The following is a 13992-nucleotide window of genomic DNA, read 5'->3' on the forward strand; positions in this document are numbered from 1 at the left end:
ACCCTCTTCGGGTCCAAGCCAAAGCAGGTCCGCATACCCCTTCGCCTTATGCGCCACGATATCGGGCTTCGGGAACCCCCTACGCGCAAAGACAATTAGTTCAATATCACGCAAAAGCAAATGACCATTGTAGTTTGTCCCGAAAAAATTCATCGGATCACGCCAATGCGGAATATTGTCGTAGGTATCCGCCCCCGTGAGCAGACGGAAATTCACATCAGGAAACTTTTCCTTGAGTCCACACAGAAATACGTACGAACCGCGAAAGTCCCCTTGTTCAATTTCTAGATCCGAGAGAATCATTTGCGGATGCCCTTCCATGGCAATTTCAAGCATATCGAAGCGCTGCTCGGGAGTCGCGCACAAAGTCTTGTCCCAGCGGTCTGGACTTGGCATAAACCAGACCTCATCACAAAAATTTCTTTCAATGCAGGTCTTCGCGACGCGAATATGATCCATATGAACCGGATCAAACGCACCACCCATCACCGCCACATTCTTCTTCATTTCAGACAAGCTAAATCCTCAATACGACATTTTTAGATAGCGTATACGGCAAATCCGATATTCAGTTGCAGACGTCCTCCATCCACATTCTTATCTAGGAACGGATCGTAATGGTTTAGCACCCAACGATAACCGACTTCAGCAAAAAGAAGCGTCCTAGAGAAAATAAAGAATACCGAACCAATCCCAAGGCCCCATTCGTTCCAGGCCACATCGCCCAGGTCCGAAAGTTCCTTGACGCGAGAATAATTCCCCATCAGGTACATATCCCCAAAAAACTGAAGCCCCAGTTCGAAATCCATTTCGGAATGATCCACCTCATAGTCATCTCCATCATCGGCATCTTCCTTGTAACCGAACATACCGTACCCGACCCTCAGGTAACCGAGTCCCGGATACCAGATGCCAATCAATGGCTCAATCTGCCTCAGACCAATTCCACGGTCGGAACCGACTCCCGTTCCCGATCCAAAGCCAAGCGCCCCCCCTAGAACCAGCGGAGCGCGAATACCCGAAAGCATCGGTCCGCCGGCAGCGGATGTCTGCGCAGGAGCCGCAGCAGGAGCGGCAGCGACATCCGCCTGAGCCAAGGCTAATGAGCAGCATAATAGCAACAAGGACAGGATTTTCCGCATCATATACCTCACGAAACAGAAATAACCGCGATACCGAGGCCAACCAGCACATTCACCGCTGCATCCACCTTGGTCATTTTGAAGAACTTCGGGCGAATCGATTCCTCCCTGAAAATTTGCGAAATTTCAAGGTGCGAAAGAACCATCGAAGCCACCATTTTAGCCAAAACAACACCTACAATCCAATAGGCAAGGCCTGAAAAGTATATCAGGGTCACAAAGACAAGCGAAAGGACTCCCGTCAAGATAAAGTTCGAGCGTCGCACGGAACTCTCATCCGAATGATTCTCCTGCGCAAGCGACTTGAACTCCTTAACCTTCTCGCAAATGGCCTCGTAGGAGGTCATCAACTGATGCAGGTTATACCCCATCAGCACAATTGACGCGACCAGAGTCATTTTTAACGCAATATCCATTACTCCCAAACCTCAGTTCCTTGAATTCAAAATTCTCAAATAACTCGCATAGCGGGCATACGAAAGCTTACCCGATTCTACCGCCTCGCGCACCGAGCAGCCCGGCTCCTTCAGGTGCTTGCAGTTGCTGTACTTGCAGGTAAACAAGTCGCCCTCGAAAAATCCCGGGAAAATCTTCGCCAACGTTTCGCCATCCATATCGTCTTCGCCGTTCGCAAGACCGATGCTCCGGATCCCTGGCGTATCAATCACGTAGCCGCCACCCGGAAAATCAAACAGGCTCGAAGAGGTCGTCGTATGCCTTCCCTTGCCGTCGCGTTCGCGCACGGCGCCAGTTTCGAGTTCGGCACCCGGCACCAGGGCGTTCACCAGCGTCGACTTGCCCACACCACTTTGCCCGCTGAACACAGACGACTTGCCCAGGAGTTCTTCGCGCAGGCGTTCCAGGCCTACCCCCGACTTCACGCTTACGGGAATCACCTTGTCCACGATGCTCATGAAGTCGCGGATATCGTCGGTCAGGTCGGCCTCGCCGTTCGGCAACAAATCCATCTTGGTGAGCACCAGCACGAACGGCAGATTGTTCAGGTTCGCCGCCAGCAAAAAGCGGTCCATGAATCCGTAGTTGAACTCCGGCTGGGTCACGCTCGCCACAATCACCACCTGGTCAATGTTTGCGGCCAGGGTGAGCTTACGCCTAAAACTGTCGCGGGGGCCAGGGCGCTTGAGTTCGCTCTTTCGCGGGAGCACGCGCACCACGCAATACTTCTGCGAACCGACACCTTCGCCACTGTCCTCGTCTTCGTTCACCTGCCCCAAAAGCACGCGGTCGCCCACCGCCGGGAATTCCCCCAGCGCCTTCGAAGTCGTCGCGCGATACATGGCAGTAACAGTAGACGGTAGAGCGTCGGAAGTAGGAAGGGTGTCATTCTGAGCGAAGCCGTTAGGCGTAGTCGAAGAATCTAACCGAACTTCACATGTTCTTCGGTGCACTTCGACCACCAGGCCCTCGACGCAATCCTTCTCGTCGATTTTTTCCAGCGGGTCCTTGATTTTCTTGATGCGGGGATTCTTGAATTCGCGACTGAAACGCTCCTTGACCGGGCGCTCGTCTACCACGCCCGATTCCAATTCACGCATCACGTCGATACGCCTGCTGCGGTGATCGCGGCGGGTCGGCTTTACGCGACGAAGCGGAGCGGATTCTTCTTCGAATTCGTTATCAAGCATTACGCTTTTTTTCTTTATCGGTTTTCTTGCAATTTAGAAAATCCGGCAAAGTTTCTTCTAGTTCTTCTTCCGAAACGGGCCTGTTCTGACGAATGGACTCCATCAAAAAGTGAATCGCCTTCAAGCGACCATTGCACTTTTCGATACAATTATCGTAAAAGCCCTTGGTCTTATAATCTCCTTCGACAACGCGCTCGGACGCATAAAGAAAATGCTCCACGCAAATCGAAAGCTGCTCGGCTTCCGCCCGCAAGTCCACAAGATTGCTTTTGGTAAAAAAAGGCATGGACTAAAGATAGAAAATAAAAGAGTATCTATATTTATACCATGCTCCTGCACCTTTTCAAAATGTCCAGACCCGTAAACATCGTCATCGCCATGGTGACGCTTTCTATCGGCTACTACCTGCTTTCGTTCATGCCAGTCCAGCAAGGGGGCATTTCCTGGGAATCCCTCATTTTACAGACGCTCGGTTTTGCATTTGCAATAGCCTTTGCGAACATCCAGAACGACATCTGGGACCTAGACAGCGATCGTCTAAACCGTCCAGAGCGTCCGCTGGTAAGCGGAAAGGTTTCGGTAGCGACGGCGCGGAGGGCATGGATCATTTTTCTCGTCTTGACAATTGTCTGCGGTATCGCCGACAGCATCGTTTCTGGCACAAACTGGACCGCGGCCATTTTCTTTGTGCTACTCAGCGCGCTTCTGGTCGCCTACAACAAGTGGCTCAAGCACATTCCTCTGCTCAAGAACATGAGCGTAGGCCTTCTCTGCGTGACGCCCCTTATCCTTTGTCTGCTCTACCCCGCAGGCATTAGCGAAACCGAAGATTTTTCAATGGAAATCAACGACAAAATTGGATTTCTCTATCCTGCCATGTTGTTCGCATTTTTACTGACAACTGCCCGCGAAATCTACAAGGATCTGGAAGACGAAACCGGCGACCTCAAGGCGGGCATCATGACTTTTCCGCTAATTGCGGGCGCTCCCACCGCAAGGCGTCTCGCCGGATTCATCTGCATTTTCTGCTGGGCTATTTTACCGCTGCCCGTCATGCAAGGGTACTACCCCACAATGTTCCTAATCGTTGCAGGAATAGCCATCACGCCTACCACAGCAGCAATCATCGCCTACGCGCACAAAAAAAGCTACCGTCGAGCCCAGAAACTCGTGAAGGTAGCCATGTTTGCAGGCCTCGTGGCCTTAATTGTCAGCTGCTAATTATACCTGGTCAAAGGTCCACTTGACATGGTCCATCATGAACTCATGGGCATCGAAAGCGAGACCGAACTGATCCTTGATTTTGCTTACGTCAAAGAGCATCGGGTCATCGCCCCAGCCAAGATCCGTTTCGACAATTCTGGACTTGGTTCCTGGCTTCAGGGAGAGCATCATTTCAGCGATTTCCTTCCAACTCATCCATACTTCACCTAAACCAAGAAAAATTTCTTCGTTCTTGTCGGACTCGATCAAGTTCATATAGAGTTTCGCCTGCTGGCTTGCGTGAATGAACTGCGTTCCATCGTTCTTTATAATATTAATATCGCGATTTTCCTTGACGGCTCGCGCCATATCAAAGAAACGTCGATCCGGCTGACTGCATCCATCCGGCCATGCGGGATTACCGAACGTATACCCCGGACGAATGATATTACGCTTCATCTTGACTTCGGGGAACTGAGTCCCATAACCATGAGTAAAACCAAGGACAAACGCTTCACCCGCGGCCTTGGTCGCTCCATAAAGGTCCATCGGAAGGTTGCTAGTCACCTCGCGCATCACAGGACGCATACGGCCCATTGCGGCAGTGCTACTCGTGTAAATAAACTTCTGACAACCCGCCCTGGCAGCAGACTCAAGCAAGTTTACCGTCGCACGCGTATCGTTCATCATCATGGCAGTCGGAGTTTCTCCCCAACCGAGAGCAATGTGGATACAGGCTTCGCATCCCTGGAGACCTTCTGCCATCAGTTCAAAATCCGTCAAAGCGCATTCAACGAATGTCACATTCGGCATGGACTTCAGGGTCGGAACCTTGTTCGGGTGACGAGTCGCAATAACAACTTCGTGTCCCTTTTCGAGAAGGGCCTTGACCACATAGTGACCAATAAAGCCTGTACCACCGGTAACAAATACACGCATATTAACACCTCTTTTTTTTTAGTAAAATACAAACCTTCTGGGAAGCGTGCAACTCTCCCCAACAAAAAAGAGATTACAAACGTGTACAATAATTGCGTTTTTTGCTAGCGAATACTTATTTTTCTGGACTTTCGGAATTGCGTTTTTCGAATTCTTTCTGTTTGCGCAGGATTTCTTCGCGAGCGAGTTCAGCCTTCGATTTCTGTTCTTCAAAAAGAGAATCCAGAACTGAAATTGTCTTTCCGCTTCCTTTCTCACGAGAATTGAAGAACAGGGCCAGCAAGAAAAAGACGGCTAAATAAGATGCGACAGCAGCAACCGCCGCAAGAATTTCCGATCCTGTAAACGCAACGACCTTGAGGTAGAGTACGATCGAAAGCGGTATTGCAAGCATGAAGATGAATGCCGGTAACTTTTCTTTCATGACTCTAAGATACAAAATTATCTGGGACCACTATGTTCCTTGACTTTCCAGGCGAGGTCCGCATCGGCCCTATCGGCATCGTACTTATAATCGGGCTCGTAACCACGAGCATCCCCCGCAAGTTCATTGGCCTCGACCGCATACCAGTTTTCAACCATATTCACAAATCCAACCGTCGAATCAACGGGTCCATCATCCGCAAACAGGCGATACAACGACACGGGACTATCGATATTGAACACATTCCTTTCGATGTAGCAATTTGCCGAGTCGGTACATTCGATACCGTAATTCGCCAAATCCATAAAGAAATTATTATATGCATGGATTCTTCCCGACCGAGCAAAGGCAGCCGAATGCCCCATGTTTGCAAAATAGTTATGATGCATCGTAAAGACTTGCCCCCTTTCGTCGAACAGTAACGGCTCCAGCCCAAACAGGATTCCTGTCTGCGCATTCTCGAAACGAGACCACGATACCGTCACATGATGCGAACCACGCTTGATGTCCAATTCAACCAGCGGATATTCCTCGAAAGTACAATGATCCACCCAAATATGGTGCGACTTGTTGTGAATTGAAAGCGCACGACGAGAACTCGTATCGAGAACCGTAATGGCGGGTTTCGTAAAGGTCAGATTTTCGAAGATAATGTTACTCGATTCATTCGTAAGAACTCCCATGCCAGTAATACGGACATCACGGCCACGACCATCAATTGTCTTGTCCGTTTTAAGGCGAAGCGGAGACTGCAAATTGTAGGTACCACTATGTTTAAAGAGAATCCACACCGGACCATCCTTTGACGCACATTCGCGCAAGGAGCCTGGCGCCACCACGGCCGTAGTTTCAAAGGAACCCGCAGAATCGATCTTCGTCGTGTCCTCGACTATTACGAAATCATCCGTCGTCGTCACCTCGCAAATTTCACCCTCAGCCTTAGTAATTTCACCCGAACTGTCGGTCACGCCTGCAGCTCCGAGAGTCCCTTCGGCATAGCCAGCTATTTCGGCCAAAAGCGCTTTATGATCATTCCAGTCAGCAGGATATGCGGTCGTATCGACATCGAGGTCCGTTGCGACCTTGCCGAGGGACTCCTCGTCTATACCACCGAGGAATACGTCATCGAGGAATACGGTATCCCCCTTCTGTACGCCAAAATCAATGCGACTCACGATAATTTTCGTAGCCTTGCCTTTCTTGGGCACCGCGTCGCCGTAAGGAGTCATATCGGCCACGGAAATCGCATAGCCCTGCCAAACCTTGGAAAGAGAAACTTCGTATTCAAGCCCGCTCTCGACAGAATCACCTTCCGACACGCCACCATAAGCAAGCGCAACGCGCAATGTGCCATTACCGCGCGCCGAGAACATGAGCGTATCCAAATCCGGGAGCTCATAACTGGTCTTGTAGCCTCCCAGTAAGAATCCGAGACGATTCGTGGTGCGAGCACAACCACCCGATGCACAGCCGTCACTTCCCGAATAGGTCTTCGTCAGAGACTCATCCCACAGAGGCATCAAGTTTTTTCCACCCACATCGAGTGTATACCACCAGCCATCTCCAAGAATCTTACCCGTCGCAGAAATGCCGCTGAACGACTCAAAGTTCTCGACAGCAAAGCCGCGCGCCTGGCCAAGACTCACCTCTGGAACAGCCTCACCCGCACTAGCTTGCAGCGTGACGGAGCCACGATTCGAACGACTTTCAATAAAAATCTCAAAATTTCCTGGAGGCAACGAATCAATTACGAAATGTCCTGAACTGTCAGGCGTTATAAAGCGTTCCAGACCAGCAATACGCACCACGGAAGGTCCCTGTCCAGCAGCGACATAGCCTTCAATCTTGGACAAATTTCCAAGAGAAAGCGTGTCGGAAACAAGAGTCTCGCTTCGTTCCAAATTTTTCACGAACACGGCTCCAGTCGCCAAGGAATCGTTCACATTACGGGCTTCCACCGTATACACGCCAGGATCCTTCGGCAATGCCACATAACCGTTTTCGTCCGTCTCGGTCCATTCCGCTTCGGTCAATCCATCGGGCAAATAGCCCACCGGAAGGGCTCGCACTCGCGTAAAGGCTGCAGGACTTCCATCCGCCATCTGCACCTGCAAGGCAATCGTCGATTCAGCCTCGGTACCACCAGCAACATCCTTCTTTTCGGAACAGCCCGAAAGGACAGCCGACAAGAAAGCCGCCGAACAGACCAGGTTCAATGTAGCCGACATAAAAATTCGCCTAGTCATTTTCGCCCTCCCCAGAAATTTCCGACTCACAAGCCTCTCCCGCATTTTCGTTCATTTCAAGTGCGCGAATGCGGCGCTTACGTCCCCGACGCTGCGGAGGAGGATAAGGATCCGAAAGCGGGAACAACTGCATACCCAACTGAAATACCCGATTCGGCTTGGCACACTGGCCCACCTTGGCAAGCACCTCGCGACGGAAACGGCGGACCATTTCCACCAGTTCCTTATAGGTATCTTCGTCGCAGGCAAAGGCCAGCGTCGAAAGATTGCGCTCTCCACGATTAAATCGGTCCATCGCATCCTGGGCGACACCGAGATTCTGCTGAATATACGAGTTCACCGCCGTGCTATAGGATTCGGAACCGCTCGAAATCAGGCCTTGCGTCTGCTCGTAAAAACCGGTTTTCTCATTCTTGCGGATCATCGAAAGCCGTTCCAGCAACGCGATTGAAGAACGTACCTGCGAAGCGGTTATCGGCGGACGCACCATGAGACCAAGCGCGGCATCGTCTCCAACATAGGGGTAAAATGTCACAAGTTCTCGAATAACGGCATGATACCAATGATCAAAATACTCGAACTGGTCCTTCGCTACATTTTCGACCTTGCATTCCTTGGTAGCTACGAGTTTTTCCAGATACTGGCGACTTTCGGAATGATTTTTTGCCTGGTTGAAGGCAACCATGTCAGCAAAATACGCCTTTTCACGATCATCATTGCAAAAGATATCGGCAAAGACCGAAATAAGACGACTTGTCAGATTGCGCTTACCCTGCAAAATTTTGTTAAACATCGACGCATCGAAACCAGCACGTTCAGCAATATAACGGTGACTGAAGCGCCAATCGCAACTATGGCGTTCTTCGTAGGCATCGCGCAAAAATTCACGATAATTCAAATATTCAAAAAGGTCTATCATTACTCTTTAAATATAGCAAAAAGTGTCCACATTTTAACCTTAAAAAAGTCTACATTCCAAGGAATTATCTCAAAGGTGATTTATCCCACGTTCAAGCGGAACAAATTACACCGAATACCTGACACTACCTAGAGAAATAACGCCCCTTAGACGGTTTCGACACGGATTTTCCCTGTTTCGGGACAACGCGTCCAAGACTATTGTACATACGTCCATCGCGTTTCTTCGAAACAGCCCGCCCCCGTTTAGCGATCAATGCCGGCGGATTGTCCGAAACATCATTTTCAACCTTGGCCGGCTTACATCCCGTGCGGTAGACGCCCTTGATGTCGAAGGCAATCATGTCGATATTCGGGCCGCCGTCTGCCGAAGCAGAAGCCAGTTTCACCTTAAAGTCAAGAGCATCCACCCACACGTCCTCGACGTAAGCGGTATCCCACTTGTCCCAGCTTCCGGTAGACTTGAATGTCACATCGTACTCACCATTATCGACAGTCAGCTTCATATCGCGATCCGTATTTCCCTGGAACGAATAGCGAATCATTACACGGGCGTTCGATGCAGACTGGTCCGAAGTCACATTGTAAGTAGCCGTGCTGTAGGCGGAGTTGTCAAAGTTAAAGAAGCCCTGCCCCGTAAAGCCTTCATGATTCGCCTCGGTCCAACCATCCCCCGCTTCGGGGCTAGCCATGTCTATCGGAGAAGGCCAGGCTTCGTCGGCAACACCCGTAAAACAGAGCGCCGTGTCAATAGAGGCCGAAGATTCCGGTCCCACGGAACTAGAAGACGTCGGATTGTCACCGGAGCCTTCTTCACCGTGCGAAGTCGGCTGACAGGCGGGACCACCGTCAAAGACAGCCGTATAGGTTGCCGCGCGGTAGAGGGTCTTTTTGCCGTAGTAGTTCGAATCGGCAGAAAGCTTATTGCAGTCGTCATCGTACCAGCCAACGAACTTCTTGCCAAAACTTCCGGGGCTTACATGCAAAGTAAGAGGAGCGCCGCCGGGAAGTTGCTGATTATGCGTAATGAGCCCCTTGCTGTTCGAAACATTCGCCTTGACCGTAAAGGCATAACGCGGCTTGAGGGCAGACACAAGCTGTGTCAAATTCGCCTTATTATCGGCAGAAATGTACGATTCGTTTTTCAGGGCGCTTTCAAGTTCCTCGGCAATCCACTGGCAATGCGCAATAGAGCCAGATTCCTGGAAGTGCGTCGTCCCATCGTTGGTGACACCATCCTTGTAATTCGGGTATTCTCCCTTCAGGAACATCTTGAACTGGTAGCGGGAAACATACGCAGGGTCCCAGCTTTTGCTGTAGGCATTGTAGGACTTTGCGTTCAGATTCACATAAACGGCGCCGTTTTTCTTGGCAAGTTCCTCCATCTTGCCGACAACGTTGTATTCAGTAAAGATATTGCGGCCATTCGCCCCCATGTTCATGTTCATCGGGGTCACATACACTAGAGTTGCGCCCGCACCCTTAGCCACATCAGCATACTGTTGCAACCAGTAGCCTAACGAATCAAACGGGACCTCACGGGGTTTACTTCCAAAATAGCGGTCATTATGGCCGAACTGCACCATCATGATATCGCCCTTCTGGAGATTCTTCTTCACTTCGTCCAGGCGGCCTTCCTGCACAAACGTCTTGGAACTGCGACCGCCGATAGCGTAGTTCACAACCTGGACGCGGGAACCGTCAAAGAAGCTCCCCAGAATCTGCCCCCAGCCCGTTTGCGGGTAGGCATTGTCCTTGTAGTTACAGACCGTAGAGTCGCCAATCACGTGAACCTTGAAACTCGTGGAATCGCTCACGGCAACGCCCGCGAACACGGCGGCGACGATGAAGTATTTAAACACTCCCTTCATATCTACCTCACCTTTGCGTAGTTGGCGACAAATTTAGCACTGCCCTTCTGAACAATCACTCGATACAGGCCATTTGCACGCACGAGATTTGCCAAATCGATTTCACCGAGGGCAATCTTATGGGCCACCAGTCGACCGCGCATATCAAAGATATCGACGCGGGCGTTTTCAGAACCATTCAATTTCAAAACGCTACCATTCAGCCGGGCAAATTCGGAATGCATCGCCTTTGGTGCAACAATTGCCGTCGATGTATCAGTCGAATCCTTGACGATGGGACATTCCTCGCCCACGCGGCACACACCGTCAATGCTGAAACCGAAGGCATCCAGGTTCGGAGCGCCATCGCTCGTAAGCGACATAATCTTGAGTTCAGCTTCACCTTGCGGGGCATCCATCACCACATAGGCTGTATCCCACTTGTCCCAGCCACCCGTCGGCGGCGCACTCACAAGGTAATCATGGTCCAAATAAGCGTTGAACATACGGTCCGACGATCCGCCGTTTGCATAGCGCACGGCAAGCGTCACGTAGCCTGCGCCGGGGAACTTAACCTTGTATGTGGCAAACGAAGCATTCGTATTATCCAGATTGTAATAGCCTTCGCCCGTAAAGCCAGTCCATTCGTTCTGAGTCCAGCCGATTCCAGCCGTATCCGGAGTGCTTGCATCAAAGAATTTCTTGATATCCTTGTCAATTTTCACCGTATCAAGCGTGCTGCCTTCAATCGGGGTAAACGGAACAAACGTCACATCGTCGAGGCTCTTCGGGGTTGTGGTCGGGAACGCGGTTAACGCAGCACCGTCGCCGGTATATTTCTGCGCCGTTCCACCTTCGTAAACCGCCGTGAACTGCGTCGAGGCGTTCCCCATCACAAACGTATGAATGTACGGAGACTTCACGTTTGAACGGCTCGGAGCACCAACCTTGTTGCCGTTGCCGTCGTACCAGCCCAAGAACTTCTTGCCATCCTTCGGGATGGTCTTGAGCATCACGGTCATGCCCTTCGGGTAATAGGCGTTGATCGAAGTCGCTTCTGCGGCACCTTCGGGGCTCACCTTGACACTCACCTGGTACATGGGCGCCATGTAGTCACCGAGCTTTTTCACGATCGGGTCCGTATGCGCACGCATCTGTTCGGTAATAATGCGCCCGAAAGCATTCGCACCGTTCATCTGCAAATGCACGGCGTCTGTCTGGTCGCTTCCCAAGTTGCTGTATTCAGACTTGGTCGCATAGTTGAAGACATACTGTTCCGCATAGCGTTCACCCACAGAAATCATGTAGTTCGCGACCATCTCGCTCATGTCGATAAACGGCACGTTGAGTTCTTCGGCAAGGCTCTTGTTCAGCGCCGGGTAGCCGCGGTAGCTGTTATGAATCTGCGTCGGGGAATCGTAATACTTACGACGAATCGGGCTCATGATAATCGGATAAGCGCCCTTTGCGCGGACATCGCTCACCATCTTCTTCATATTCGAAGCAAAGAATTCTTCAGTACTGTAGTTCACGTCATTGATACCGAACTGAATTACGACGTAATCGCCCGCCTGAAGTTTTTCGGCAATGCAATTACCGGCAGAACAGCCCTTCTTGAAGAACATGTCGTAATAGCCGACAGCGGTATTGCCCTTCTTGTCCTTGCCGCCGCCACCGAGCGACATACCGCCCTGACCGCGGTTCACCACCGCCGCCTTGGTCGGGTCAAACCAGAAATGAAAATCCTGGCCCTGTCCCTGCTTGGGATAGTAGCCTTCGTTCCAGTCCTGCATGGTGGAGTCACCACACATGTAGATGGTCACTGCCGACCATGTGAGCGGAGCGACGACCATCGATGCGATTACGGCAGATTGCCAGATTTTATTAAACATCTTCATAACCAAGACCCTAAATTGCCTAGCCCCAGTCCAACACTCGAAAGACCAGGGCTAGGCAGTGAGGTGTTTTATTGCTTCGCAAATTTCTTTGCGAAAATAGCCTTTCCGTTAAGTTTAACCTTCACCAAGTACATTCCCTTCGGGAGCAGTTCTTGGTCGAGTGCCATCGCTGTAGATCCCGCAGAAACATTCTTCGAGATGCCCAGGCGCATCGCACCGGACATGTCGTAGAAGTAAATTTCAGCAAGGCCTGCCTTCGGGGTGTACAACACACCCGTCGAGGGGTCGAACACCATTCCACGCACAGAAGCTGCAATAGGCTTTATCGTGGTCTGCTCGTCGACCTGGCCCGCATAGGCGCTCACGCCTTCGATATCGAAGTAGAACATATCCACGTTCGCGCCACCATCGGCCGTCGTCGACTTGAGCGTAATCGTATTGAGTCCCTTTGCCAAGTCAATCTTCACATCGGTCGTAAGCCAAGTCGTCCAGCCGCCGGTCGCATCCATAGAGACTGTCCCTACCTTGACTCCGTTCACCACGAGTTCCATGTCACGTGCGGCACTGCCACCGTTTGCAAAGCGGATGCTGATGGTGGTTGAAGCGGTATGTTCGGAATACAGGTTCCATGTCCCGTAGCTTGCGGTGGAATTGTCGAAGTTGAAGTATCCCTTCTCGACAAAGCCCGTATTGGTCGTCTCGGACCAGCCGATTCCCGCATCCGGCGTAGAAGCATCAACCTTGGAGGCCTCCTTCTTCGTCGCAACTTCTTCAGCATTTCCCGGATCGGCAACAGAGAGCACGCCCTTCGCAGATGCGGCATCGCCTTCGCCACCTTCGGTCACGACAGTGTAGGCAAATACGCCCGCTTCGGTCGGGGTTCCCGAAATGGTCACGGTCGAGCCCTCCACCTTCGCAGTCACGCCCTTCGGGAGTCCCGTCACCTTCACGCCGTCGCAGCCGATAAACTTGTAGCCGAAGCTCTCGATTGCATTTCCCAGCAGGATTCCCTGGTTTTCAAGCCCATCGCCCACCTTCGAAATAGAAGGAGCGAGGCCCGCGACACCTTCGGTGCCGAGCATGTAAATGTCGGGTTTCTTCAAGTTCTTCACCATGTCGGGCAGGTAGTAGCTCACGTGGGGCGGCTGGTTATAGGCAACATTCTGCCAGGCGACACTCACGCGGTATTGCGGGTCATGCATCAGCGTGTAGAGCCTGTGCGGAGTCGTCACGGGAGTCTGGAAAATCGTAATCGTCGAAGGATCCGTGCTGGAACGCGCAATGAATTCTTCGCGCCAGTCGCCGAACAGGTCGGCCACAATGCAGGGATTCGCCTTGGTATAGTTGTTCAGAGTCGAGTTATTCACTTCGTAGAAACTGAAATAGCGGTCGACGGTCTTCTTGCTGGAATTCCACTTTTCGATTTTTCCGCCACTGCCGCCGCTGCCCGTGGACTCCAGCAGTTCATCCTGCAAGTCACCGTCAAAGTAAATGCGGAAATTGACCGAAGGCTTCGTCTCATGCAAAAGAGTCCCCTTCACGGTACGCATTCCACCGCTGGTACCCGACCACATTTCGAAGCCGCGATTCGTGGAATCGACATCGGCAGCCATGCCACGGCCATTGTCCACATTTCCAGCCTGGGTCTGCGTCGTTCCCCAGATGACCTTGCCATCCTTGTCGCGGTATTCTTCACTATACGCATTCTGCTTTTCTTCGTGAACAT

At 51.5% G+C, this 13992-nt stretch carries 13 protein-coding genes; 1 reads left to right on the plus strand and 12 read right to left on the minus strand.

Annotated elements, in window-relative coordinates:
- The 5 genes from Q0628_RS13925 to Q0628_RS13945 form a co-directional block, all read right to left on the minus strand.
- A partial coding sequence (locus Q0628_RS13925) for a nicotinate-nicotinamide nucleotide adenylyltransferase (RefSeq protein WP_298771985.1) occupies positions 1-507 on the minus strand: 507 nt, incomplete at its 3' end.
- A 32-nt stretch (positions 508-539) separates the two neighbouring features.
- Positions 540-1145, minus strand: a complete 606-nt coding sequence (locus Q0628_RS13930) for a hypothetical protein (RefSeq protein WP_298771987.1) — start codon at positions 1143-1145, stop codon at positions 540-542.
- Between the two features lie 5 nt (positions 1146-1150).
- Entirely contained in the window at positions 1151-1540 is a 390-nt protein-coding gene (locus Q0628_RS13935; protein WP_298771989.1) for a hypothetical protein, read from the minus strand.
- A gap of 30 nt (positions 1541-1570) precedes the next feature.
- Positions 1571-2788 (minus strand): ribosome small subunit-dependent GTPase A, encoded by a 1218-nt coding sequence (gene rsgA, locus Q0628_RS13940; protein ID WP_298771991.1) that lies wholly within the window; start codon positions 2786-2788, stop codon positions 1571-1573.
- Positions 2781-3074, minus strand: coding sequence for a hypothetical protein (locus Q0628_RS13945; RefSeq protein WP_298771992.1), 294 nt, complete (start codon positions 3072-3074; stop codon positions 2781-2783). Before Q0628_RS13945 ends, rsgA begins: the two co-directional genes overlap by 8 nt.
- A gap of 62 nt (positions 3075-3136) precedes the next feature.
- Here Q0628_RS13945 and Q0628_RS13950 point away from each other — a divergent pair, with 62 nt between their 5' ends.
- Positions 3137-4009: a geranylgeranylglycerol-phosphate geranylgeranyltransferase gene (locus Q0628_RS13950; protein ID WP_298771993.1), complete on the plus strand. Its 873-nt coding sequence runs from the start codon at positions 3137-3139 to the stop codon at positions 4007-4009.
- Here the strand turns inward: Q0628_RS13950 and Q0628_RS13955 are convergent, their stop codons facing one another.
- From Q0628_RS13955 to Q0628_RS13985, 7 genes are all read right to left on the minus strand, one after another.
- Positions 4010-4930, minus strand: a complete 921-nt coding sequence (locus Q0628_RS13955; RefSeq protein ID WP_298771995.1) for an NAD(P)-dependent oxidoreductase — start codon at positions 4928-4930, stop codon at positions 4010-4012.
- Between the two features lie 115 nt (positions 4931-5045).
- Positions 5046-5354 carry a hypothetical protein gene (locus Q0628_RS13960; RefSeq protein ID WP_298771997.1) on the minus strand — a complete coding sequence of 103 codons (309 nt, stop codon included), beginning with the start codon at positions 5352-5354 and terminating at the stop codon, positions 5046-5048.
- A 17-nt stretch (positions 5355-5371) separates the two neighbouring features.
- The gene (locus tag Q0628_RS13965) at positions 5372-7600 is read right to left on the minus strand and encodes a right-handed parallel beta-helix repeat-containing protein (protein ID WP_298771998.1); all 2229 of its coding nucleotides are present in this window, start codon (positions 7598-7600) and stop codon (positions 5372-5374) included.
- Positions 7593-8519 (minus strand): TIGR02147 family protein, encoded by a 927-nt coding sequence (locus Q0628_RS13970; protein WP_298771999.1) that lies wholly within the window; start codon positions 8517-8519, stop codon positions 7593-7595. Before Q0628_RS13970 ends, Q0628_RS13965 begins: the two co-directional genes overlap by 8 nt.
- 124 nt (positions 8520-8643) lie before the next feature.
- Complete coding sequence (locus Q0628_RS13975; RefSeq protein ID WP_298772001.1) at positions 8644-10389, minus strand: GDSL-type esterase/lipase family protein; 1746 nt, start codon at positions 10387-10389, stop codon at positions 8644-8646.
- Positions 10390-10391: 2 nt separating this feature from the next.
- The gene (locus tag Q0628_RS13980; protein ID WP_298772003.1) at positions 10392-12266 is read right to left on the minus strand and encodes a GDSL-type esterase/lipase family protein; all 1875 of its coding nucleotides are present in this window, start codon (positions 12264-12266) and stop codon (positions 10392-10394) included.
- A gap of 68 nt (positions 12267-12334) precedes the next feature.
- The coding region (locus Q0628_RS13985) for a carbohydrate-binding protein (RefSeq protein ID WP_298772005.1) at positions 12335-13992 on the minus strand (1658 nt) is incomplete at its 5' end.

The organism is uncultured Fibrobacter sp. (genome assembly GCF_937877005.1).
In the GTDB taxonomy this organism is placed as follows: Bacteria; Fibrobacterota; Fibrobacteria; order Fibrobacterales; family Fibrobacteraceae; genus Fibrobacter.